The organism is Pseudomonas rhizosphaerae, from assembly GCF_000761155.1.
In the GTDB taxonomy this organism is placed as follows: Bacteria; Pseudomonadota; Gammaproteobacteria; order Pseudomonadales; family Pseudomonadaceae; genus Aquipseudomonas; species Aquipseudomonas rhizosphaerae.
Genome location: NZ_CP009533.1, coordinates 1463847 through 1487577, shown reverse-complemented (window position 1 = coordinate 1487577; position 23731 = coordinate 1463847). Strand labels below are relative to the sequence as shown.

Below are 23731 nucleotides of genomic sequence, written 5' to 3'. Positions count from 1 at the left end.
AACACCCTTCGAAGGCCGGTCTAGACGGCTCGGTCTGATCTGTCCAATCCCAGCTCGCGCCCGTGGCACAAGGGGGACGCCGACAGCGGAACTCGCGAACTGTTCAAAGCGACAGGAAATCTCGTCGGATTGTCCTACAAAACCGCTCTAGCCGGAGTGTTTCAGGCTATAGCGTTGCGGTGAAAATGTTGGTAGCTTGCGCCTCAGTGCCCCCCTAGAGTTAAAACAATGAAAAGACTAATGCTCAAGACCACTCTCGGCCTCGCTGTCACCTTGGCAACCGGCCAACTCTACGCTGCCGGTTTCGCGCTCAACGAACAAAGCGTCAGCGGAATGGGTACCGGATTTGCCGGTCGCTCGTCCTCTGCCGAAGACGCCAGTACCGTCTATGGCAACCCTGCCGGCATGTCGCGCATCAAGCGCGAACAAGTGAGCGTCGGCGCCGCAGCCATCGTTGCCAAGACCGACATCAGCGGACGTGGAACCTTCGGCGGCAGCAACGACGGCGACATGGTCCCGTTCGTCGGCGTCCCGATGGGCTACTACGTCAAACCCCTGGATGACAACTGGACCGTCGGTTTCGGCCTCTACGCGCCTTTCGGTCTGGTTACCGACTATGAAAGCGGTTTTGCCGGACGCTACTGGGGCGACAAGAGCCATGTGGCCGTCGTCACGCTGCAGCCTACCGTCAGCTATGCCTTCAACGAGCGTGTATCGATCGGCTTCGGTCCAACCTTCAACCGCCTTGAAGGCGAGCTGACGTCGGCCACGCTGAACCGCGCGACGCCAGGCCGCAACGACGGCGAAGTCAAGATCAAGGGCGACGATACCGCCGTGGGCTTCAACGTCGGCGTGCTCGTTCAGGCCACTGATGATACCCGCGTGGGCCTGACCTACCACTCCAAGGTCAAGTACAAGCTGGACGGCCATACCAAGGTCGAAGGTTCGGGGTTCGGGCCGTTCAACGGCAGCAAGTACGATGCATCGCTGGACATCGACACGCCTGAGTCGGTGGACTTCTCGGTCACCCACGAACTCAACCAGGACTGGACCCTGTACGCAGGCAGCACCTGGACCCGTTGGAGCCGCCTGAAGGAAATTTCGGTCGAAAACGACGGCGTGCCTGCCGCGCTGCGCTCCTCGATCGGCACCATTACCGAAGAACAGAACTGGCACGACACCTGGTCCCATGCCGTGGGCGCCGCCTACAAGCTGAACAAGCAGTGGACGCTGCGCACGGGCTTTTCGGTCGACCAGTCGCCGACCAACAACACCAACCGTTCGCCACGCATCCCGACGGGCGACCGCGCCATCCTCAGCCTGGGTGCTGGCTGGAGCCCGACGGACGACCTGACCTTCGACTTCGCCTATTCCTACCTGAAGGAAGAAGACACGAAGATCAATCTGGTCAGCGCCACCAAGGGTGCCTACCAGGCCAAGTACGAGAACAGTGCACATGGCTTCGGTACTTCAGTGACCTATCGATTCTGATCGATCGGCCAACACGAAAAGCCCCGACTGGTTCGGGGCTTTTTCATGTCAGGTTCAGCACAGGCTCATGTTCAACTGCAACAGAGCCAGGCCGCCCTGCTGCCAGCCCCACCAGGCTACACCCAGTAAAGCCATAAGCAAGGCCACCGCCGCCAGCTTCAGGGTTTGAAGCCTGTTCACGACATCACTCCCTGTGCCTGCAGCCTGGCAACCGGCCGCTCTCGCACCGGCCAGTTGAGCACCCCGGCGAGCAGGCTCAATGCGATCGACAGCTGCCAGACCAGGTCATAGCTGCCGGTGTGATCGTAGACCAGGCCACCCAGCCAGCCGCCCAGAAACGCGCCCAACTGATGGAAGAGGAACACGATGCCACCCAGCATCGACAGATTGCGCACACCGAACAGGGTCGCCACCGTGCCATTGGTCAAGGGAACCGTGGACAGCCAGAGCAAGCCCATTGCCATGCCAAACAGGCAGGCACTGAAGGTCGTCACTGGGAACCACAGGAACAGCACGATCACCACGGCCCGCAGCAGGTACAGCGCAGTGAGCAGGCGCGGCTTGGAAAAGCGCCCGCCCAGCCAGCCGGCGGTGTAGGTGCCGAAGATATTGAACAGGCCGATCAACGCCAGCACCGTGGTACCCACACTCGCGGGAAGATGCTGGTCGACCAGATACGAAGGCAGGTGAACGCCAATGAACACCACCTGAAAACCACACACGAAAAAACCCAGTGCCAACAGCCAGAACCCTGAATGACCGCAGGCTTCGCGCAGCGCCTGGCCCAGGCTCTGGTCTTGGCCCTGAGGTGGCAATGGCCGGTCCTTGAGCATGCGCACCAAGGGGACGATGAACGCCACCAGCACGCCCATCACCAGCAGGGCCGTCGACCAGCCCAGCCAGCTGATGAGGCCAAGGGTGCCTGGCAGCATCGCGAACTGGCCGAAGGAGCCGGCCGCGCTGGCGATCCCCATGCCCATGCTGCGGTGCTCGGCGGGCAAGGCTCGTCCGACCACCCCAAGAATCACCGAAAAGGATGTACCGGAAAGCCCCAACCCGATCAACAGGCCTGCGCTTAGGCTCAGGCTCAACTCGGAGTCGGCCAGGCCCATGCAGCCCAGGCCGACCGCGTACAGCACACCACCCAGCGCCACGACCCGGCCGGCGCCGAAACGATCTGCCAGGGCACCGGCAAACGGTTGGGCCAAACCCCAGATCAGGTTCTGCAGGGCGATGGCCAGGGCGAATACGCCCCTGCCCCAGCCGAATTCCGCACTCATGGGCGCCAGGAACAGGCCGAAGCCGTGGCGAATGCCCAGAGACAGAGCGAGGATCAAGGCTGCGCCGAGCAGAACCCAGCCGCTGGTACGCCATACCGATGTCATTATTGTGTGCTCCAGGCATGAGGGGACAGGCCGCTCGATTGTATGCCTGTTCACGGGCTCACAGGCAGCCTTCTGCAAAGCACTGTCTACAGTGCAGCGGCGAGCAGGACCAGTAATTCAAGCAACTCGAGCATGGCACCGGCGGTGTCGCCGGTGGTGCCACCCAGGCGCCGGATCATCTGCCGCCGCAACGCCATGAAGCCCACCAGCACCGAGAGGCTGATCCAGAACCCGCAGAACCCGAGACTGGCGAACGCAACCGCGGCCAAAACCCAGCTTCCGGCGCCACGCGGCAAATGGTCGGCCAAGGCCTGGCCCAGCCCACCGGCACGCACGTAGGGCGTGCCCATGAACAGGCCGAGCATGGCTGCCCGTGCCAACACCGGGGCCATGAGCAGCGCTGCCTGCTGGCCCTGCTCGAGCAAGGCCAGCAGCGCGCAGAACTTGAGCAGCAGCACCAGCACCAGCGTCACCACGGCCATGGGTCCGCTGCGCGGGTCTTTCATGATCAGCAGGGTGCGTTCACGATCGCCGAAGCCACCCAGCCAAGCATCGGCGCTGTCGGCCAGACCGTCCAGGTGCAGGCCACCGCTGAGCACCACCCATAGCGCCAGCAACAGCGCTGCGTGCAGGAGCAATGGCGTTCCGGCGAGCAGCGCATTGGCGACCCACAGGAGCACGCCGAACAGCAGCCCCACGGCCGGATAGAACAACAACGAGCGACCTAAAGCCTCCGGGCTGGGCATGCCTGGCAGGCGCACCGGCAAGCTGCTGAGAAACTGCAAGGCGATCCAGAAGGGCAGCATGCTCAGGACGGCTCGCTCAGGCTGCCGTCGGCTGCCACCACCACACTGAACAAGGCAGCGTGTGCGACCTCGACGTGAAGCAGCTGTTCGCGTGGCAGGCCGCGTGCTTCGGCCAGCAACAGGCGCATGACCCCGCCGTGCACCACCAGCAGCAACCGCTCGCCTGGATATTGCAGGTGCAGCCTGCGCAACGCGGCATGGATGCGCGCGGAGAAATCCAGCATGGGCTCGCCGTCGGGCGGCGTGAACGCGTAGGGATCGTTCCAGAACAGGCCCAGGCCGGCTTCATCGGTCTGCATCAATTGCGCCGCGCTCAAGCCTTCCCAGGCGCCGAAATGCAGCTCCTGCAGGTCGGCGTCGAGACTGAGCGACAGCCCACGCTGTTCGGCCAGGACCTGGGCAAAGCGTGCGCAGCGCTGCAGCGGCGAGCTGACGATGCGATCCCAGCCGGATCGCTCGGCGACCGCAGCCTGCAACTGGGCCCAACCGCGCTCGGTCAGGGCGTCATCAAGGCTGCCGCGAAAGCCGCCGATCTCGGTTTCTCCATGGCGCAGCAGATCCAGGTGCAGGGTCATGCCGGACGGTCCGCGACGGCCGCTTCGGCGAAGGTCGCCATCTGCCCGTGCAGATCGCAGGCCAGGCGCAACAACGGCACGGCCAATGCCGCGCCGCTGCCTTCACCCAGGCGTAAACCGAGTTGCAGCAGCGGCTGCCCATCGAGGGCGGCGAGGACATGACGATGACCCGGTTCGGCGCCATTGTGACCGAACAGCAACCAGGGCCGAATGGAGGGGTTCAGTTGCACCGCGACCAGCGCCGCGACACTGCAGATGAAGCCGTCGACCAGGACCGCAATGCCTTCCTGGGCACACGCCAGGTAGGCGCCGACCAGGGCGGCGACTTCGAAGCCGCCGAAGCAGAACAAGCGTTGCAACGGTTCGTCGGGCAGGTCCGCGTGGGCCCTGAGGGCCTGCTCGATGACCTGCACCTTGTGCGCCACACCGGCAGCGTCCAGGCCGGTGCCCGGCCCTGTGAGGTCGGCCACGGCGCAGGCCAGCGAGGCGCAGGCCAGGGCGGTGGCCGAGGTGGTATTGCCGATGCCCATCTCACCGCCGATGAACAGCTCGGTACCCGCAGCCTTGGCGCGCAGCACGCTGTCGCGACCGGCTTGCAACGCCTGAACGCCCTGCTCGACGGTCATTGCCGCAGTGTCGATGAAGTTGCGCGTACCAGCGGCGATGCGCACGTGTTGCACGCCGGGCAGATCGCCCAAGGGCGTGACGGTGCCCAGGTCCACCACTTCCAGGCGTGCCTGCAGTCGACGGGCCAACACACTGATGGCCGCCCCGCCGTTGACGAAGTTGTGCACCATTTGCCCGGTGACTTCCTGGGGATAGGGCGAGACACCCTCGGCGACGATGCCGTGATCGGCCGCGAACACTGCGATCCAGACCTGCTCCACCGAGGGCTTGAGCCGGCCTTGCAGGGCAGCCAGCTGCACCGCCGCTTGTTCGAGAGTGCCCAGCGAGCCGGCCGGCTTGGTCAATTGCTGCTGGCGCTCCAGCGCTTCGCGATGAATGTGGGCATCGGCTGCACGAGCAGGTTGCAGCCACCAGGCTGAATTCATAACGCAGGTCCTTTCAAGATCATGGGGAGGCCGGCAACGGTGAACACCACCCGCTCGCAGCGTTCGGCCAGGGCCTGGTGCAGCAGGCCGGCCTCGTCGACGAAGCGCCGGGTCAGCTCGCCCATGGGCACTACGCCCAGGCCGGTTTCGTTGCTGACGAAGAGGATTTCACCCGGCAGGCTGGACAGGGTTTCGAGCAGTGCCTCGCGCTCGGCATTTAACCGCTGCGCATCGTCGAGCATGAGCAGATTGGTCAGCCACAGGGTCAGGCAATCGACCAGCAGGCAGCGATCGGTGCGTGCCTGCGCACGCAGCACGCTGGCCAGGGCCAAGGGCTCTTCCACCAGCCCCCAGTGCTCGGGACGGCGCTCGCGGTGCAGGGCCACACGCTGGTTGAGCTCGCCGTCCAGCGGTTGGCTCGTAGCGATGTAGATCACGTCAAGCTGGCTGTCGGCAGCCAGTCGTTCGGCCAGGCGGCTCTTGCCGGAGCGGGCGCCGCCGAGAATCAGTTGCAGCATTTCAGTCACTCCCGCCGGTAAGGCCACACAGCTCGCGCAGCCGGGTGGTGTCCAGGTGCTGTTCGACCAGATCGGCCAGACGCTCGATGTCGGCTTCGCGCAAGGCGTGGTAATCCACCGATTGCACATCGGCAAGCCCCGCCCAGCGCAGCAATGCCACCGATGACTGCGGTGCTTCGAACAGGCCGTGCAGGTAGGTGCCGAGGATCTGCCCGTCCGCGCTGATCGCACCGTCGCTACGACCATCGCTCAGGTGGACGGCCGGGCGCTCGAGTGCAGTGCCCACGGTGACGCCAGCGTGAATCTCGTAGCCGCTGACGGCAGCGTCCTCGAGGGTCAGTTGGCCGGTCACGTTGCGCAGTTGTTTTTCCGCATGCAGTTGAGTGGTGAACTCAAGCAGGCCCAGGCCGGCGCTGGAACCAGCGGCGCCTTCGAGCCCCAGCGGATCGTCGATGCGAGTACCGAGCATCTGCAGTCCGCCGCAGATCCCCAGCACTTTGCCGCCATAACGCAGGTGGCGAGTGATCGCCTCTTCCCAGCCCTGGGCCCTCAGGTGAGCCAAGTCGGCGCGCACGCTTTTGGAACCAGGCAGGATGATCAGGTCAGCTGGCGGGATGTCATCGCCCACGCCGATGAATTGCAGGTCGACCTGTGGGTGCAGGCGCAACGGGTCGAAATCGGTGTGGTTGCTGATGCGTGGCAGCACGGGCACGATGACCTTGAGCACTCTGTCGGCCTTGTCTGACTGACGTCGATCCAGGCCGTCTTCGGCTTCCAGGTGCAGGTCCATCACATAGGGCAGCACGCCGATCACCGGTTTGCCGGTACGCGCTTCCAGCCAATCCAGACCTGGCTGGAGCAAGGCGATGTCACCGCGAAAGCGGTTGATGATGAAGCCCTGGACCCGGGCCTGCTCACTGGGCGAGAGCAATTCCAGCGTGCCGACCAGGTGGGCGAACACACCGCCGCGGTTGATGTCGGCGATCAGCAGCACCGGGCAGTCGACCGCCTCGGCAAAGCCCATGTTGGCGATGTCGCCGGCACGCAGGTTGATTTCCGCTGGCGAGCCGGCGCCCTCGACCATCACCACTGCGTAATTGCCACTCAGACGCTGGTGTGAGGCCATTACCGCCTGCATGGCGATGGCCTTGTAGTCGTGATAGGCGACCGCGTTCATGCTGGTCACGGCGCGACCGTGAATGATCACCTGGGCACCGGTGTCGCTGTTGGGCTTGAGCAGCACCGGATTCATGTCGGTGTGCGGTTGCAGGTAGGCGGCCTGGGCCTGCACGGCCTGGGCGCGACCTATCTCGCCGCCGTCGGCGGTGACCGCGCTGTTGAGCGCCATGTTCTGCGGCTTGAACGGCACCACCGCCACGCCCTGGCGGGTCAGCCAGCGGCACAGCGCGGTGACCAGGGTGCTTTTGCCAGCATCGGACGTCGTGCCCTGGACCATCAATGTGCTCATGGCGTTTGCTCCCGATATTCGCTCAGGGCCGCTTCGAAGCGCGCCCAATCGCTTTCGCCTGCCGGCAGGCCGAAACGCAGGCGGCTGTCCTGCTTGAACAGCCGCACCAGTATGCCGCGGCGAGCCAGAAACGCTTGCAGTTGCTCGGCCTGCTCGCAGGAAACCGACTGGAACAGTGCGCAGCCACCCTGGGGTGCCAGGTCGTAGCGTCGCAGGCACTGTGCGAGGCGCTCGCTGGCCAGTGCACAGCGAGTGATCTGTGCCTGCTGCGCCGCTTGATCGAGCAGGCACTCCTGGCCCAGCCGGCGCGTCGGCCCGCTTACCGCCCAGGGCCCGATGAGGTCGGCCAGCGCACGCAGCAGGCGCGCCTCGCCCAGGACGAAGCCCAAGCGCACACCCGCCAGGCCGAAGAACTTGCCGAACGAGCGCAGCACGATCAGTCCGGGCTGGGTTCCGTGCCGTGCCAGACTGGCCTGTGGTGTGTTGTCCATGAACGCTTCATCGACCACCAGCCAGCCGCCGCGACAGTTGAGGCGCGCATTCCAGGCCAGCAGGCGTTCGGCCGGCAGCAACCGGCCAGTGGGGTTGTTCGGGTTGACGACGACAAGCACATCGAGGCTGTCGATGAAATGCTCGACCTCCTCTTCGTTGATTTCCCGAACCAGATGCCCGGCCTGGCGCCAGCCTTCGGCGTGTTCGGCGTAGCACGGCGACAGCACCCCTACCCGACCACTGCGGCGCAGGCGCGGCAGAGTCTGGATCGCGGCTTGCGAACCCGGCACCGGCAACACCTGCTCGAAACCGTAATAGCCGCGCGCAGCCTCTTCCAGACCGTCTTCGTTTTCCGGCAGCCGCGCCCAGGCGCGGGTCGGGATGTCGGGTATGGGAAAAGGCCAAGGTGCGATGCCGGTAGACAGGTCGACCCAGTCCGCTTCGGCAATGCCGTATTCGACCACTGCCTGGCGCAAACGCCCTCCATGCTCAAGCATCGATCAAGCCTCCCAGGCACAGTACCAACAGCCACAGCCACACACCGTGCTGGACCAGCTGCCAACCGCGCTCGATGGCGTCGGCGTCGGCGGGCGCGCCTTCGCCCAGCACGGCGCGCTCATGCAGTTCGCCGTGATAGATCGCCGGGCCACCCAGCTGCACACCGAGCGCGCCGGCGCCCGCCGCCATCACCGGGCCGGCGTTGGGGCTGTCCCACAGCGGGGCCTGTTTGCGCCAGCAGCGCACGGCCAGACGGGTCTTGCCCAAGACCGCGTAGGTCAGCGCAACCAAACGCGCCGGAATGTAGTTGAGCATGTCGTCGATGCGCGCCGCAGCCCAGCCGAATCGCTCGAAGCGCTCGTTGCGGTAGCCCCACATGGCGTCCAGGGTATTGCTCAATCGATAGAGGACGACACCGGGTGCGCCAGCCACGACGAACCAGAAGATAGCTGCGAACACCGCGTCACTGCCGTTTTCGAGTACCGACTCAGTGCCGGCGCGGGCTACCGCTTCGGCGTCGAGCTCTTCGGTCTGGCGACTGACCAGGTAGCCGACGCGCTGACGCGCAGCGTCCAGGTCGTCGCTGCGCAGCGCCTGGGCCACGGGCATCACGTGCTCACCCAGGCTGCGCATGCCCAGCGCCAGGTACAGCGCGAAAATCTCGACCAGCCAGCCCACCAGCGGCAGCCAGGACAGCACGGTCGCCAGCAGGGTCAAGGGCACCACGGCCACAAACCAGGCAGTGACTCCGTGGCTGCGCCAGCCGCGCCCGGCGCGGTTGAAGCGCGCTTCGATGCGATTGGCCAGACGGCCAAAGGCAACCAGCGGATGGTGCTTACGCGGCTCGCCCAACAGGGCATCGAGGGCGACCCCGGCCACTGTCATCAACGCAATACTCACAACGACTGTCCCCACTGGTTTTCATACAGCATCTGTTCGAGTGGCTGGCCTGCTGCCCAACCCTGCAATTCCAGCATGGGCGCTTCGTAGAACTGCTCGACCGGCCCCAGGCACAGCACCGCCACCGGCTTGGCACCGGCGGGCATGCCCAGTACCGCGGCCAGGGCCTGCGGATCGAACAGCGACACCCAGCCCATGCCCAGACCCTCGGCGCGAGCGGCCAGCCACAGGTTCTGGATGGCGCAGGAAACCGAGGCCAGGTCCATTTCCGGCAGCGTGCGGCGGCCAAAGACATGGCGCTCGCGATCGTCCATCAGCGCGGCCACCAGCACCTCGGCACAGTCGTTGATGCCCTCGACCTTGAGCTGCATGAATTGGTCCGAGCGCTCGCCCATGGCCTGCGCGGTGCGCAGTCGCTCATCTTCGACCAACGCCTGGATACGGCTGCGCAACGCCCGGTCGCTGATGCGGACGAAGCGCCACGGTTGCATCAGGCCGACACTGGGCCCTTGGTGGGCAGCCGCCAGCAGCCGCGCGAGCAGCGCCGGGGGCACGTCGCCGCCGATGAAATGGCGCATGTCGCGGCGCTCGGCGATCACCCGGTAGATCGCGGCGCGCTCGCTGTCGCTGTAGGGCTCACTCATCAGTCGGCTCGTTCGCCTGTGCGTCGAGGTGAAGATCGGGCGCGAACAGCGCCGCCACTGCCGCAGGATTTGAAGGAAAATAGAAATGCACGTAGGAAGCCGTCATTCGCCCCTGGCGGTATACCGCCTCGGCACCACGCCCGCCATTGGGGCTCACGCCGCGAGCGATCGGCTGCAGTTGGGTGCTGGTCAGCGAGTGATGGTAGGTGTGCCCACGCAAGACGCCTTCCGGCAGCTCCACCGCCTGCAACGCCAGGGCGGCCAGGCGCTTCTGCATCACCGCCTCGCCCGGCAGCAACCCCAGTAACTCGGCACGCGCGCCGTCGACATCGGTCAGCGCATCGAGCAGGTAGAGCATGCCGCCACATTCGGCCAGCAAGGGTTTGTCGGCCGCATGATGGGCGCGAATGTCGGCAAGCATCGATTCATTGGCGGCGAGCGCCAGATGATGCAGCTCCGGATAGCCGCCAGGTAGGTAAAGGCTGTCGCACGCAGGCAGGTGCGCATCGTGCAGCGGCGAGAAGAACACCAGCTCGGCGCCCATGTTGCGAAGCACGTCCAGGCTGGCGTCATAGACGAATGCAAAGGCAGCGTCGCGCGCCACGGCGATGCGCACGCCGTCGAGCAGGCGCGCGACCCTGTGCTCGACCGGTGCGGCAAAGGTGACCGCCGGTGGCAACGCCACTTCACAGGTCTGCGCCAGGGCCGCGGCGGCGGCATCCAGCCGGGTGTCCAGGTCGTTGAGCTCACTGGCTTGCACCAGGCCCAGGTGGCGGCTCGGCAATTCGATCCCGGTTTCCCGGGACAAAGCGCCGTACCAGCGCAGACCCTGGGTCAGGCTACCTTCGAGCAACTGCGCATGGCGTACCGTACCGACCCGGTTGGCCAGCACCCCGGCGAACGGCAGGTCGGGCTGGTAACAGGCCAACCCCAACGCCAGCGCGCCAAAGGTTTGCGCCATGGCCGTGCCGTCGATCACCGCTAGCACCGGAACGCCGAAATGACGCGCCAGGTCAGCGCTCGACGGCGTGCCGTCGAACAGGCCCATGACCCCTTCGATGAGGATGATGTCGGCTTCCTGCGCCGCTTCCCACAGCAGCCGTCGACTGTCCTGCTCGCCGACCATCCACATGTCCAGTTGATAGACCGGGGCGCCGCTGGCCCTGGCCAGGATCATCGGATCGAGAAAGTCCGGCCCGCATTTGAAGACCCGCACGCGCCGGCCCTGGTTGCGATGCAGGCGCGCCAGGGCGGCGGTGACGGTGGTCTTGCCCTGCCCGGAGGCCGGCGCGGCAATCAGCACCGCCGGGCACTGGCGCGGTTCGGTCATAGCTCGATGCCCTTCTGGGCACGGATGCCGGCCTGGAACGCATGCTTGATCATGCCCATTTCGGTCACCGTGTCGGCCAGCTCGATCAGCTCGGGCTTGGCGCCGCGACCGGTGACGATCACATGCTGCATGGGTGGACGCGCCTGCAGATCGCCCAGCACCGTGTCCAGGTCGAGATAACCATGCTTGAGGGCGATATTGAGCTCGTCGAGCACCACCAGGCCGATGGTCGGATCGCGCAGCATCTGCCTGGACACTTCCCAGGCCGCTTCGGCGGCCACGATGTCACGCTGGCGGTCCTGGGTTTCCCAGGTGAAGCCTTCGCCCATCACGTGGTAGCGCACCTGCTCGGGGAAGCGTCGGAAGAACAGCTCCTCGCCGGTTCTGTTGCGTCCCTTGATGAACTGCACCACGCCGCATTGCAGGTCATGCCCCATGGCCCGCGCAAGCATGCCGAAGGCCGAGCTGCTCTTGCCCTTGCCGTTGCCGCTGAGCACCAGCAGCAAGCCACATTGATTGGGGGAATTGGCGATGCGCTCGTCGATGACGGCTTTCTTGCGCAACATGCGCGCCAGATGACGGGCGTCGCGCTCGGCTGTTTCGTTCATGGTGGCTCTCCGCTACACCTGCGCGCAGGCAGCATCGACGCGACACCGCGGCCGGTGGGCCAGGCAGTGAACGTCAATGCCGCTCTCCCCGCGCGACAGAACATGGATCAGGGCACGACACAGGCCCACGCCATCGGTGGGATGAGCGCAGGTTCTGCAACGAGCCATAAAAAGTGCACCAGGCCGGTCTCCGGGCTCACGAGCGGGGTTTGTACACCCGGGCCACACGCCTTCCCGAATCGCTTCAGTGGCATCCTGTGCAGCCTTGACTCGTCTACCGTTGCGGGGGCAGCGCCGGCATGGCGCGTAAACGCTGCGCACCGGCTTCCCTGTTTCACTCGCGCCAATCGCCTGATCGCCGAGCACCTGGAACAGCCGCGCAGGTTAGAGGGTTGCGCCTGGAGCGTCAATTGATCCCCCGCACTCGGCGACCGGGAACGCGGTTGAACCTTGCCCGCGCCCGGCGCCTCTACCCTGTGTGAACAAAACCTCAGAGAGCCAGACCATGCACAAGACCCGCCTCGCTACCCTGATCCTGCTGGCTGCCGGCCTCGCCGCCTGTGGCGAAACGTCGTCGCTGCAGGTCAGCGACGGGACCGGCCCCTCGCCCAAGCTGCCCGAGCCTAACAAGACCCTCATCCCCACCGTCAACATCGCACCGGCCGTGGGTTGGGCCGAAGGCGGCAAGCCAACGGCGGCCCCAGGCACCCAGGTTGCAGCCTTCGCCGCGGACCTGGACCATCCACGCTGGCTCTACGTGCTGCCCAACGGCGACGTGCTGGTGGCGGAAACCAATTCGCCGGCCAAGCCGGACGACAGCAAGGGCCTGCGCGGTTTCGTCATGGAGAAGGTCATGAGCCGGGCCGGCGCCGGCGTGCCCAGCGCCAATCGCATCACCCTGTTGCGCGACAAGGACGGCGACGGCGTGGCCGAGACTCGCAGCGTGTTCATCGCCAATCTCAATTCGCCCTTCGGCATGACCCTGGTGGGCAACGATTTCTACGTGGCCGACACCGACAAGCTGCTGCGTTTCAAGTACGCAGACGGTGCCACCTCGATTAGCGGCGCAGGCGAAAAGGTTGTGGATTTGCCGGGCGGCACGCTTAATCATCACTGGACCAAAAACGTCATCGCCAGCCCCGACGGCAAAAAGCTGTACGTCACTGTTGGCTCGAACAGCAACGTCGGCGAGAACGGCATGGACCAGGAGCAAGGCCGTGCGGCGATCTGGGAAGTGGACGCGGCGACCGGGCAGCATCGCATCTTCGCTTCGGGCCTGCGCAACCCCAACGGCATGGCCTGGGAACCCAAGACGGGGAAGCTGTGGACGGCGGTCAACGAGCGTGACGAAATCGGCAGCGACCTGGTGCCCGACTACATCACCTCGGTCAAGGATGGCGGCTTCTATGGCTGGCCCTACAGCTATTACGGCCAACACGTGGACGTGCGCGTCGAACCGCAGAATCCCGAACTGGTGGCAAAAGCCATTGCACCCGATTACGCGGTAGGCCCGCACACCGCTTCACTGGGCCTGAGCTTTGCCGACGGTAGCGGGCTGCCTGCGCCGTTCACCACAGGCGCGTTGATTGGCCAGCACGGATCCTGGAATCGCAAACCGCACAGCGGCTACAAGGTGGTATTCGTGCCGTTCGTGGACGGCAAGCCAAGCGGGCAGCCCGTCGACTTGCTCAGCGGCTTCCTCAATGCCGACGAGAAAGCCATGGGTCGCCCGGTAGCGGTGTTGCCCGACCACAAGGGTGGCGTCTTGGTCGCGGACGATGTGGGCAACAAGATCTGGCGAGTCACTGCCGCCAAGTAATGGGGCTTGAACAGGGCGAGGAAACTCGCCCTGTTGCAGTCACGGGTTGCGGGCCAATTGGCCAGGTTGCAGCACCCGCTTGGCGTTCAGATAAGCTTTCTGCCAATAGGGCTTGTTCAGGTAATCAAGCTTGACCGTACCGCCACTCGACGGCGCGTGCACGAAACGTCCCTCACCCACATAGATCCCCGCATGGCTGACCTGGGAGCCGCCGCTGGTGGCGAAAAACACCAGATCGCCCGATTGCAGGTGCGACTGGTCGACATCGGGCGAACGCATGACGATCATTTCCCGCGTCGAGCGGGGCAAGGCAATGCCGGCGGCGTCACGGTAGACGAAGCTGATCAAGCCACTGCAGTCGAAACCCGAGTCGGGCGTATTGCCGCCCCAGCGGTACGGTGTACCCACCAACCCCAGCGCCCGGAACAGCACGTCATCGGCAGCGCCGACCATGTCGTTGTTGGGGTTCATGACGATTGGGTTGATGACCTTGGGTCTCACCACCTTGGCGGGAGGCGCACTGGCGCAGCCGGCAAGAAAGACGGCCATTGCGATTGAAGCGAGAACGCGTGCCTGGGTAGACATGTACCGAACCATCCTGAGCCGACTGCCGTAATAGACTAGATTCATTACCCGAAAACACAAACGGCGCTGAGGTTTTCACCTCACCGCCGCTTCGTTGCGCTGCGTCTGCTATTTGCTCGAGATCATCGTGGCGGGCGCCATGGCCAAGGCCCGCTTGGCCTCGATGAAGGTCTTGCTCCAGTAGCTGTCGCCCAGGCTGTCGACACGCACGCCACCGCTGCGGCGGCTGCTGGAGTGGATGAACTGGTCGTCGCCCAGGTAGATACCCGCATGGCTGACGCGACCGCGACCATTGGTGCTGAAGAACAGCAGGTCACCGGGCTTGAGCTTGTTGCGAGCGACCAGAGGCGCCTTGACGTTGATCATCTCACGAGTGGAACGCGGCAGGTTCATGCCGGCCTCTTCGCGAAACAGATAACCGATGAAACCGCTGCAATCGAAACCGGAAACCTTGTCGGTACCACCGAAACGGTAGCGGGTGCCGATCAGGGATTTGCCACGTTCCAGAATGCTGTCGGCCAGGATCGGCAGGCTGTAGGCCTTGCTGCCGTCGAACTGGGCGAGTTCGTCTTCGGTGGCGATTTCATCTTCGAAAACCAGCGAGGCTTTCGAGGGGGATTGATGCGGCTGGACTGCGGTAACCGGGTCCAGAACCTGCTGCTGGGAGACCGGCGCTTGCGCCGCGCAACCGACCAGCAAGGTCAACAGTGCGATGGGCACGAGGGGTGCTAAGCGATTGAGCATGGGCACGACCGTGACGGGGAATGGTTGAGAAGTGGCGACTATACCTGTCTCACGATTATTTGCAAATTCAATCGAACGAAATGTGACTCCGGAGAATTACGGTGACATCTAACGCCCCGTTTTGCGGCCCTACCGCAAGGTCAATGCACGATAAAGAGGCCATACCCCCGGATTCATTGGCTAATAAATAATCGCACAATGCCACCATCGGAACTGGACGCCTATACAGATAAATGGCGTGACAGAGCAGGCTTAGATCAGAATGGAACACCGGTGAAACAGGTCATAGAGCGACTGAATCGACCTGCTCGTTTACCAGCCCAGCGTTTCCTTGAGGAAGGGGATGGTCAGCTTGCGCTGCGCCTGCAGCGAGGCTTGATCGAGGCGTTCGAGCAGCTCGAAGAGCGCACTCATGCTGCGTGTCCCGCGGGTGAGGATGAAATGCCCGACTTCGTCGGTCAGGTGCAGGCCGCGACGCGATGCACGCAATTGCAGGGCGCGCAGCTTGTCCTCGTCGGACAGCGGTCGCATCTGGAAGATCAGGGCCAGGGTCAGGCGAGACTTCAGATCGGCCAGTTTCACCGGCAGTTCGCGTGGCGAATGGGAGGCGGCGATCAGCAGGCGGCGACCGCTGTCGCGCAGGCGATTGAACAAGTGAAACAGGGCTTCTTCCCACTCCGGCTTGCCGGCCACCACCTGCAAGTCGTCCAGGCATACCAACTCATACTGGGCCAGATCATCGAGAATGCCGACGCCGCGGTCGAGCAACTCGGCCAGCGGCAGGTAGACCGCCGGTTCGCCCAACTGCTCGAAGCGCAGACAGGCGGCGTGCAACAAATGGGTGCGCCCTACCCCATGCTTGCCCCACAGGTAGATGAGGCTTTCGGTCCAGCCAGCGTCGGCTTCGCACAGACGCTCGACGTAGCCGAGTGCCGCGGCATTGGCGCCTGGATAGTAATTGATGAAGGTGGCGTCATCCCGCAGACGCACACCAAGGGGCAGCTGAATCGGTTTCATGCTGGCTGAACAGCCCAGGGATCGAGCTGCAACGGACCTCAATGTGAAGTGTGCAAAGTCTATACCTGCCCACGCAGGCGCACAATGCGCAACACTGCTTGGAAAATCAAAGGTTTACCCATTGTCTTCGAGCAAGCCTGACCAAGTCCGTCGCGATCACAGGTCCGGATCCTCGGACCCGGCATAGATGTTCGAGTCCTTGTACAGGTCGTGCATGTGCCGTACCAACACCATGATCACTGCCGCTACCGGCAGCGCCAACAGCACGCCGGTGAAACCGAACAGCTCGCCGCCGGCGAGGATGGCGAAGATCACCGCCACCGGATGCAGGCCGATGCGGTCGCCGACCAGCAGGGGCGTTAGGACCATCCCCTCCAGCGCCTGACCGATCATGAATACGGCGACGATGGCGATCAGGTGGAAAGGGTCCAGGCCGAACTGGAACAGTCCGGCGATGATCGCCGAACCGATGCCGATGACGAAGCCCATGTACGGCACGATGGCCGCCAGCCCCGCCACGACGCCGATCAGCAGGCCCAACTGCAGGCCTACCAGCATCAACCCGGTGGCATAGATGACCCCCAGGGCCAGCATCACCAGCAATTGCCCGCGCACGAAGGCGCCCAGCACTTCGTGACATTCGCCGGCCAGTCGCACGATCTGCCCTTCACGCTGGCGCGGCAGCAGGCTGCGGATCTTCGCCATCATCAGGTCCCAGTCGCGCAGCAGATAGAACGCCACCACCGGGATCAACACGAAGTTGGCCAGCCAGGCCATCAACGCCAGGCCCGACGCGGTGGCCTGGGACAGGATCACACCGACCACATCGGTGGTCTGCCCCATGTGGCTGCTGATCGCAGCCTTGATCTGGTCGAATTTCCAGAACCCTTCGGCCAGGCCCAGCCGGGTCTGCACCCAAGGCAGCGCCGTGTGCTGCAGCCAGTCGAGCATCTGCGGGGCCATCTGGTAGAGGCTGACCAACTGCTTGGCGAGCATGGGAATCAGCACCAGCAACGCCAGCACCAACAGCAACGTGAACAGGGCGAACACCACCACCACACCCCAGGTGCGCGACAGCTTCCATTTTTCCAGCTTGTCGACCAGGGGATCGGCCAGGTAGGCCAGCAGGATACCCACCAGGAATGGCGAGAGAATCGGATGCAGCACATAGAGGAAGACGCAGAGCAGCAGCACGGCCCCCAGCCAGAACCAACGGCGCATATCAGTCATCAGGCAGCTCAGCTATATATAGAGAAGACAAAACGAAGTTGGGAACTCGGGCTGCGCGTCCGCTTGGACGGTGCAGCCCTGAAAAAACTACCAGCGAAAGCTCAGGTCCGGCGCTGGCTGAGGGGCTGGCTGCGGCGCGGGCGCCGGTGCCCCAGGAATGGCCTGGGCATCGACCGGCACAGCGGGCGCCTGGTACGGCACTTCCTGAAGCTTGGCCAGACCCAGTTGGGCGCGCAGCTGCTCGGCACTGCCAGTCACGCGATAGACCACCTTGTCGCCGTACACGGTCCGCACGCGCGCACCGTAGGATTCAAGCAGGCGGCCCATCTGTGCGTAACGCTCCAGGTTCATGCCTTCCACCGCGAGGGTCATTTCCGTACTGGCGCCAGGCTTGGCGACGAAACGCGTGGCCAGGCGCTGGCTGACAGCCAGCAACACGGCGTCGGCCAGGGCGGCCTGATCGGCGCCCTCGGCCTTGCCCTGTTCGCGCTGGCTGCCCAGCCACAGGCGCCAGGTGCCCGACCACTTGCCCTCTTCTTCGCGGGCATGCACGGCCAACAGGGCGTCGGCGCCATAGCGCTCGGATGCGCCACGCAGCGCTGCCGGGTCGCTGGCTTCGATGTTCTGTGCAGTGCCGACGCCCTGCTCGCCAAGGTCGGCCAGGGGTAGACGCAACGGCAGGCCGCGATGCTGGGCCGCGCGGCGCAGCGGCTCGGCGGCGGACTGCCCGTCGCCGACCAGGCTGCTACCCTCGACGCTGTCGCTCAACCACCAGCCCAGGATCGAGGGGCGGTTGCTGCCCCAGGTCGGCAGGCCGGCCGAACGCAATGCATTGTCGGTACTGGCAATGTCGAAATCGACCTGCAGCGACTCCGGTGGGCCGGCATCGTAGCCGTACTGACTGATGATCTGCTGCGGATCCTGGCGCACGCTGGCCAGACCAGGGTTGGCAATCGCCTTGGCATCGCCGGTCAGGCGCAGCACCAGGGTCTCCAGCGCACGCTGGGTGGCCTGGGTACGTTCCTCGGGCGTCTGGCTGGCCACGGGCTCGCGCACCTGATACAGGTTGCTGATGGTTTCGGCGTGAAGCGGCACGCTCGACAAGGTGATGCAGGTGGCTAGCAGGTAGTGGCGCAGACGCATGGACGTTTCCCGACGGTGATAGCGGATTGAGGCTGTGACCGTACAATCGGCAAAAAGCTCAGTGGTCAATCTCGGCGCACAATATATCGGCACACAATGTAGCATGCCCACGCATCCCTTGGGTGCGGCCGACCTAGCGCCGGTATGCGGACAACCATCGAACCGCGCTGGTGACGGTCGGGCAAGCCTGATAAAATCGCGCGCCTTCGTGGATCGACGACGGTCGACTCCCCCGACTCCCTCCTTTAAAGGCCTGGATCATGAGCAATAAACCCTCCGTGAGCTACAAGGACGCCGGTGTAGACATCGACGCCGGTGAAGCATTGGTCGAACGCATCAAAGGCGTTGCCAAGCGTACCGCGCGCCCCGAGGTCATGGGCGGCCTGGGCGGTTTTGGTGCCTTGTGCGAAATCCCGGCCGGCTACAAGCAGCCCGTGCTGGTGTCGGGCACCGACGGCGTGGGCACCAAGCTGCGCCTGGCGCTGAACCTCAATCGCCATGAAAGCATCGGCATCGACCTGGTCGCCATGTGCGTCAACGACCTGGTGGTGTGTGGCGCCGAGCCGCTGTTCTTCCTCGACTACTACGCCACCGGCAAGCTCAACGTCGACACCGCCGCCACCGTGGTCACCGGCATCGGCGCCGGCTGCGAACTGGCCGGCTGCTCGCTGGTGGGTGGCGAGACCGCCGAGATGCCCGGCATGTACGAAGGCGAAGACTACGACCTGGCCGGCTTCTGTGTCGGTGTGGTCGAGAAGGCCGACATCATCGACGGCAGCAAGGTCGCCAACGGCGATGCGCTGATCGCCCTGCCCTCCTCGGGCCCGCACTCGAACGGCTACTCGCTGATCCGCAAGATCATCGAAGTCGCCGGTGCCGACATCGAGAACGTCCAGCTCGACGGCAAGCCGTTGACCGACCTGCTCATGGCGCCGACGCGCATCTACGTCAAGCCGCTGCTGCAACTGATCAAGGACACCGGTGCGGTCAAGGCCATGGCCCACATCACCGGTGGCGGCCTGCTCGACAACATCCCGCGCGTTCTGCCCAAGGGTGCCCAGGCCGTGGTCGACGTCGCCAGCTGGCAGCGTCCTGCGGTGTTCGACTGGCTGCAGCAGCAGGGCAACGTCGATGAGCACGAAATGCACCGCGTGCTGAACTGCGGCGTTGGCATGGTCATCTGCGTGGCCCAGGCCGACGTCGAAAAAACCCTGGCCTCCCTGCGCGCAGCCGGCGAGCAACCGTGGGTCATCGGCGACATCACCGACGCCGCCGAAGGCGCCGCTCAGGTCGAACTGAAGAACCTCAAGGCTCACTGATGCCTTCGACTTGCAACGTGGTGGTGTTGCTTTCGGGCACCGGCAGTAACCTGCAGGCCTTGCTCGACAGCCTGCAGGCAGACAACCCCGTTCGTATCGTCGCGGTGATTTCCAACCGCGCCGATGCCCTCGGCCTGCAGCGCGCCCGCGATGCAGGTATCGAAGCTCGGGTGCTGGAACATCAAGGTTTCGCCGGCCGCGAAGCCTTCGATGCCGCCCTGACCGACCTGATCGACCAGTACCACCCGCACCTGGTGGTCCTGGCAGGCTTCATGCGCATCCTCAGCCCGTCCTTCGTTCGCCACTACCATGGCCGCCTGCTCAACATCCATCCGTCCTTGCTGCCCCGCTACAAAGGCCTGCACACCCACCGCCGCGCACTCGAAGCGGGCGATGCCGAACACGGCTGCAGCGTGCACTTCGTCACCGAGGAACTCGATGGCGGACCACTGGTCGTACAGGCAGTGATTCCGGTACAGTCGAGCGATACGCCAGACACCCTGGCGCACCGAGTGCATGCCCAGGAACACCAGATCTACCCGCTGGCAGTGCGCTGGTTTGCCGAAGGCCGTGTGTGCCTCGGCGACCACGGTGCACTGCTCGATGGCCAGCCGCTGCCGGCTTGTGGCCATTTGATTCGACCCTAGGAGTTTATATGCGTCGCGCCCTGCTCTTCGCCGTTGCCCTGCTGGCCCTTCCGGTTCATGCCGCAGACCTCAAGCCCTTTTCCGCCAGCTACACCGCCGACTGGAAACAGCTGCCCATGAGCGGCACCGCCGAGCGCAGCCTGAGCAAGGGCGCCAATGGCGATTGGACCCTGGCTTTCAAGGCTTCGATGATGATCGCCAGCCTGACCGAGGTCAGCACCCTGCGTGTCGACAAGGAAACGATGCTGCCCGAGACCTACATGTTCGAACGTGGCGGACTGGGCAAGGCTCGCAAGGTCAACCTGGACTTCGACTGGGCGGCCAAGAAAGTCACCGGCACCGACCGTGGCGATGCGATCAACCTGCCGCTCAACACCGGCGTCCTGGACAAGTCCACTTACCAGTTGGCCTTGCAGCACGATGTAGCCGCAGGCAAGAAAAGCATGAGCTACCAGGTGGTCGATGGCGACGAGATCGACACCTACGATTTCCGCGTGCTGGGCACCGAGAAAGTCGAAACCAAAGCGGGCCAGGTCGACGCGATCAAGGTCGAGCGCGTACGCGATCCAACGCAAAGCAAGCGCATCACCGTGTTGTGGTTCGCCAAGGACTGGGACTACCTGCTGGTACGCCTGCAACAGGTCGAGACCGATGGCAAGGAATACAACATCATGCTTCAAGACGGCTCGGTGGATGGCAAGTCGGTGAAGGGCAGCTGAGCTGCTGCACCGTATTGAAACCGAAAGGGCCCTGCGGGGCCCTTTTTTGTGGGCGGATATCCGCCATGCACAAGCCCCTCAGGGACGACTGGGGCGGATTCCCGCCACTTGTACAGCTATGTGACGACAACCATACCCCTGCCTAGGCCGCAGCCACCGGCGTTGTCGCCATCATTACGCAACTATGGCACGACCCCTGCAATACAGTCGGCAGAGGCCTGCCAATGCGCAACTCGCCCACAACAAATCCCTCCAGACAGGAGGGTTCGTGCTTTAGGTGTCGCGACCACTCCGGAATGGGTGCCAGGCGATACACTTGAGGAACTTGCAATGACGACTCGTCAGCCGCTGTACAAATCGCTGTATTTCCAGGTGATCGTCGCGATCATCATCGGTATTCTGATCGGCCACTTCTATCCTCAGTTCGCGGTCAAGCTCAAGCCTTTCGGCGACGGCTTCATCAAGCTGATCAAGATGGTCATCGCCCCCATCATCTTCTGTACAGTGGTCAGCGGCATCGCCGGTATGCAGAGCATGAAATCGGTCGGCAAGACCGGTGGCTACGCCCTGTTGTACTTCGAAATCGTCTCGACCCTGGCACTGATCATCGGTCTGGTCGTGGTCAACGTGGTCCAGCCCGGCGCTGGCATGCACGTCGACGTATCGACCCTGGACGCCAGCAAGATCGCCAGCTACGTCTCGGCAGGCGCTGACCAGAGCATCGTCGGCTTCATCCTCAACGTGATTCCGAACACCATCGTCGGTGCCTTCGCCAACGGCGACATCCTTCAGGTGTTGATGTTCTCGGTGATCTTCGGCTTCGCTCTGCACCGCCTGGGTGCCTACGGCAAGCCATTGCTGGACCTGATCGATCGCTTCGCGCACGCCATGTTCAACATCATCAACATGATCATGAAGCTGGCGCCACTGGGTGCATTCGGTGCCATGGCCTTCACCATCGGCGCTTACGGCGTGGGTTCGCTGGTGCAACTGGGCCAGTTGATGATCTGCTTCTACGTCACCTGCGTACTGTTCGTGCTGCTGGTGCTGGGCGCCATCTGCCGCGCACACGGCTTCAGCGTGATCAAGGTCATCCGCTACATCCGTGAAGAACTGCTGATCGTTCTGGGCACTTCCTCCTCGGAATCGGCACTGCCTCGCATGCTGATCAAGATGGAACGCCTGGGCGCACAGAAGTCGGTGGTGGGCCTGGTCATTCCGACTGGCTACTCGTTCAACCTGGACGGTACCTCGATCTACCTGACCATGGCCGCCGTGTTCATCGCCCAGGCGACCGACACCACCATGGACCTGACGCACCAGATCACCCTGCTGCTGGTACTGCTGCTGTCCTCCAAGGGCGCAGCCGGTGTGACCGGTTCGGGCTTCATCGTGCTGGCCGCTACCTTGTCGGCCGTAGGCCAACTGCCTGTTGCAGGCCTTGCGCTGATCCTGGGTATCGACCGTTTCATGTCCGAAGCCCGCGCACTGACCAACCTGGTCGGTAACGCAGTGGCCACCCTGGTGGTTGCCAAGTGGGTCGGCGAGCTGGACGAAAAAGTCTTGCAGACCGAACTGGCCTCCGGTGGCCGCGCCATCGTCGATGGTCGTCCGGAAGATGACTTGGGTGTTGCCGAAGGCCGTGATCCGGCTCCAGACACTACCCCTCAGGGCACTACCCCGCGCTGATCTGACGCCGCACTGAAAAAACCCATCTTCGGATGGGTTTTTTATTGGATGAAATTTGTTTCACCGCCCGGAACCCACTGCGACAATCCGCCGCATCGCCCGGCCTGTACGGGTTAGCCGATTGCGTCACTTTCTGTAAAAAACTGTTACGGAATCCGCCTGTTTACTTAGCAAGCTACCCAACTCTATAACAAAGGCCTGCACACGCCACGTGCAGATATTCGAGGCAGCTATTCGAGACAGGAGCTTTCCCATGACCGTAAAAGTGACCGAACGCGACGAAGCCCACATGTCCCACGAAGGTGTGGCGGCAGGCATCCAGATCTGGGATGTCTACCAACAGGACCTGTTGGTGGGGATGTTCCACAACGAGACTGACGCTCAGAGCTACAAGAACGAACTGGAAACCCTCGAAAGCCAACGCGCTTCGAATTGACCGTTCGCCGCGCAAGAAAAACCCCGCCAAGGCGGGGTTTGTCGTTTCAGCGGGTGGCCAGGCGGGTTACCACATCAGGTCGTCCGGGATCTTGTAGGCGGCGTATGGATCTTCCGCCGACTCGACTTCCTCGGTCGCCACGTTGAGCATCACGATGCGCTGCGGCGCGCGCTCCTGAACCTTCAGCGCGGCCTCGCGCGGAATGACCTCGTAGCCACCCCCGTGCTGGACGATGGCCAGCGAACCGTTGCTCAACTTGCTGCGCATCAGGTTGTTGACCGACAGCCGCTTGACCTTCTTGTCGTCGACGAAGTTGTAGTAGTCCTCGGTGGTCAACTTGGGCAGGCGAGTGGCCTCGATCAACTGCTTGACCTGGGCGGCACGGGCCTTTTGCTCGACCTTTTCCTGCTGCTGGCGATTGAGCTCCTGGTCGCGACGGGCCTTCTCGGCCATGGCCTCCTGGGCAATGCGCTGCTGCGTATCGTCCACCTCGACTTGGCCCTTGTTCTCCAGGCGCTTCTGTTTCTGCTTGTCCTTGCTGACTTGCTTGACCTGCTTCTGGTTGACCAGTCCAGCTTTCAACAATTGGTCGCGGAGGGAAAGGCTCATGGTGTTC

At 63.8% G+C, this 23731-nt stretch carries 25 protein-coding genes and 1 riboswitch; of the genes, 7 read left to right on the top strand and 18 right to left on the bottom strand.

Going from position 1 to position 23731, the window contains the following annotated elements:
• The first annotated feature begins 228 nt into the window (after positions 1 to 228).
• Complete coding sequence (locus tag LT40_RS06735) at positions 229 to 1491, top strand: OmpP1/FadL family transporter (RefSeq protein ID WP_043187985.1); 1263 nt, start codon at positions 229 to 231, stop codon at positions 1489 to 1491.
• A 54-nt stretch (positions 1492 to 1545) separates the two neighbouring features.
• Here the strand turns inward: LT40_RS06735 and LT40_RS21910 are convergent, their stop codons facing one another.
• The 12 genes from LT40_RS21910 to cobO form a co-directional block, all read right to left on the bottom strand.
• Positions 1546 to 1671 (bottom strand): hypothetical protein, encoded by a 126-nt coding sequence (locus LT40_RS21910; protein ID WP_272945806.1) that lies wholly within the window; start codon positions 1669 to 1671, stop codon positions 1546 to 1548.
• On the bottom strand, positions 1668 to 2876 hold the full coding sequence (locus tag LT40_RS06730) for an MFS transporter (RefSeq protein WP_043187982.1): 1209 nt from the start codon (positions 2874 to 2876) through the stop codon (positions 1668 to 1670). The genes LT40_RS21910 and LT40_RS06730 overlap by 4 nt, the downstream gene beginning before the upstream one ends.
• An 86-nt stretch (positions 2877 to 2962) precedes the next feature.
• Positions 2963 to 3682 (bottom strand): adenosylcobinamide-GDP ribazoletransferase, encoded by a 720-nt coding sequence (locus tag LT40_RS06725; RefSeq protein ID WP_043187977.1) that lies wholly within the window; start codon positions 3680 to 3682, stop codon positions 2963 to 2965.
• Between the two features lie 2 nt (positions 3683 to 3684).
• Positions 3685 to 4257: an alpha-ribazole phosphatase family protein gene (gene cobC, locus LT40_RS06720; RefSeq protein ID WP_043187974.1), complete on the bottom strand. Its 573-nt coding sequence runs from the start codon at positions 4255 to 4257 to the stop codon at positions 3685 to 3687.
• Entirely contained in the window at positions 4254 to 5309 is a 1056-nt protein-coding gene (gene cobT / locus LT40_RS06715; RefSeq protein WP_043187972.1) for a nicotinate-nucleotide--dimethylbenzimidazole phosphoribosyltransferase, read from the bottom strand. Before cobT ends, cobC begins: the two co-directional genes overlap by 4 nt.
• Positions 5306 to 5827, bottom strand: a complete 522-nt coding sequence (gene cobU, locus LT40_RS06710; protein WP_043187970.1) for a bifunctional adenosylcobinamide kinase/adenosylcobinamide-phosphate guanylyltransferase — start codon at positions 5825 to 5827, stop codon at positions 5306 to 5308. The genes cobT and cobU overlap by 4 nt, the downstream gene beginning before the upstream one ends.
• Before the next feature lies 1 nt (position 5828).
• Positions 5829 to 7295, bottom strand: a complete 1467-nt coding sequence (locus LT40_RS06705; protein WP_043187969.1) for a cobyric acid synthase — start codon at positions 7293 to 7295, stop codon at positions 5829 to 5831.
• Positions 7292 to 8284: a threonine-phosphate decarboxylase CobD gene (gene cobD / locus LT40_RS06700; RefSeq protein ID WP_043187967.1), complete on the bottom strand. Its 993-nt coding sequence runs from the start codon at positions 8282 to 8284 to the stop codon at positions 7292 to 7294. The genes LT40_RS06705 and cobD overlap by 4 nt, the downstream gene beginning before the upstream one ends.
• A complete protein-coding gene (gene cbiB, locus LT40_RS06695) occupies positions 8277 to 9185 on the bottom strand; it encodes an adenosylcobinamide-phosphate synthase CbiB (protein ID WP_043187964.1) in 909 nt (302 codons plus the stop codon). The genes cobD and cbiB overlap by 8 nt, the downstream gene beginning before the upstream one ends.
• Entirely contained in the window at positions 9182 to 9829 is a 648-nt protein-coding gene (gene bluB / locus LT40_RS06690; RefSeq protein WP_043187962.1) for a 5,6-dimethylbenzimidazole synthase, read from the bottom strand. Before bluB ends, cbiB begins: the two co-directional genes overlap by 4 nt.
• On the bottom strand, positions 9822 to 11159 hold the full coding sequence (locus LT40_RS06685) for a cobyrinic acid a,c-diamide synthase CobB (RefSeq protein ID WP_043187960.1): 1338 nt from the start codon (positions 11157 to 11159) through the stop codon (positions 9822 to 9824). Before LT40_RS06685 ends, bluB begins: the two co-directional genes overlap by 8 nt.
• On the bottom strand, positions 11156 to 11767 hold the full coding sequence (gene cobO, locus LT40_RS06680) for a cob(I)yrinic acid a,c-diamide adenosyltransferase (protein ID WP_043187959.1): 612 nt from the start codon (positions 11765 to 11767) through the stop codon (positions 11156 to 11158). The genes LT40_RS06685 and cobO overlap by 4 nt, the downstream gene beginning before the upstream one ends.
• A gap of 164 nt (positions 11768 to 11931) precedes the next feature.
• Positions 11932 to 12152, bottom strand: a riboswitch (cobalamin riboswitch).
• A 120-nt stretch (positions 12153 to 12272) separates the two neighbouring features.
• Between cobO and LT40_RS06675 the strand changes: the two genes are divergently transcribed.
• On the top strand, positions 12273 to 13586 hold the full coding sequence (locus tag LT40_RS06675) for a PQQ-dependent sugar dehydrogenase (protein ID WP_043187957.1): 1314 nt from the start codon (positions 12273 to 12275) through the stop codon (positions 13584 to 13586).
• A gap of 39 nt (positions 13587 to 13625) precedes the next feature.
• Here the strand turns inward: LT40_RS06675 and LT40_RS06670 are convergent, their stop codons facing one another.
• The 5 genes from LT40_RS06670 to LT40_RS06650 all read right to left on the bottom strand — a co-directional run bounded on the left by LT40_RS06670 (position 13626) and on the right by LT40_RS06650 (position 18305).
• Positions 13626 to 14171 carry a C40 family peptidase gene (locus LT40_RS06670; protein WP_043187956.1) on the bottom strand — a complete coding sequence of 182 codons (546 nt, stop codon included), beginning with the start codon at positions 14169 to 14171 and terminating at the stop codon, positions 13626 to 13628.
• A gap of 108 nt (positions 14172 to 14279) precedes the next feature.
• The gene (locus tag LT40_RS06665; RefSeq protein WP_043187953.1) at positions 14280 to 14915 is read right to left on the bottom strand and encodes a C40 family peptidase; all 636 of its coding nucleotides are present in this window, start codon (positions 14913 to 14915) and stop codon (positions 14280 to 14282) included.
• Positions 14916 to 15227: 312 nt separating this feature from the next.
• Positions 15228 to 15932, bottom strand: coding sequence for a DnaA regulatory inactivator Hda (gene hda / locus LT40_RS06660; RefSeq protein ID WP_043187952.1), 705 nt, complete (start codon positions 15930 to 15932; stop codon positions 15228 to 15230).
• A gap of 156 nt (positions 15933 to 16088) precedes the next feature.
• Positions 16089 to 17162, bottom strand: coding sequence for an AI-2E family transporter (locus LT40_RS06655; protein WP_043187950.1), 1074 nt, complete (start codon positions 17160 to 17162; stop codon positions 16089 to 16091).
• Positions 17163 to 17249: 87 nt separating this feature from the next.
• Positions 17250 to 18305 carry a DUF2066 domain-containing protein gene (locus LT40_RS06650; protein WP_043187949.1) on the bottom strand — a complete coding sequence of 352 codons (1056 nt, stop codon included), beginning with the start codon at positions 18303 to 18305 and terminating at the stop codon, positions 17250 to 17252.
• Between the two features lie 260 nt (positions 18306 to 18565).
• On the opposite strand from LT40_RS06650, the gene purM reads away from it, so the two are divergent.
• The 5 genes from purM to LT40_RS06625 all read left to right on the top strand — a co-directional run bounded on the left by purM (position 18566) and on the right by LT40_RS06625 (position 23115).
• A complete protein-coding gene (gene purM / locus LT40_RS06645) occupies positions 18566 to 19624 on the top strand; it encodes a phosphoribosylformylglycinamidine cyclo-ligase (protein WP_043187946.1) in 1059 nt (352 codons plus the stop codon).
• Entirely contained in the window at positions 19624 to 20271 is a 648-nt protein-coding gene (gene purN, locus LT40_RS06640) for a phosphoribosylglycinamide formyltransferase (RefSeq protein WP_043187943.1), read from the top strand. Before purM ends, purN begins: the two co-directional genes overlap by 1 nt.
• A gap of 8 nt (positions 20272 to 20279) precedes the next feature.
• A complete protein-coding gene (locus LT40_RS06635; protein ID WP_043187939.1) occupies positions 20280 to 20990 on the top strand; it encodes a DUF3108 domain-containing protein in 711 nt (236 codons plus the stop codon).
• Positions 20991 to 21320: 330 nt separating this feature from the next.
• The gene (locus LT40_RS06630) at positions 21321 to 22679 is read left to right on the top strand and encodes a dicarboxylate/amino acid:cation symporter (RefSeq protein WP_043187934.1); all 1359 of its coding nucleotides are present in this window, start codon (positions 21321 to 21323) and stop codon (positions 22677 to 22679) included.
• Between the two features lie 253 nt (positions 22680 to 22932).
• Positions 22933 to 23115: a hypothetical protein gene (locus LT40_RS06625; protein ID WP_043187931.1), complete on the top strand. Its 183-nt coding sequence runs from the start codon at positions 22933 to 22935 to the stop codon at positions 23113 to 23115.
• A gap of 66 nt (positions 23116 to 23181) precedes the next feature.
• On the opposite strand, the gene LT40_RS06620 is transcribed toward LT40_RS06625, so the two are convergent.
• Positions 23182 to 23724, bottom strand: coding sequence for a DUF2058 domain-containing protein (locus LT40_RS06620; protein ID WP_043187929.1), 543 nt, complete (start codon positions 23722 to 23724; stop codon positions 23182 to 23184).
• Positions 23725 to 23731: the final 7 nt, after the last annotated feature.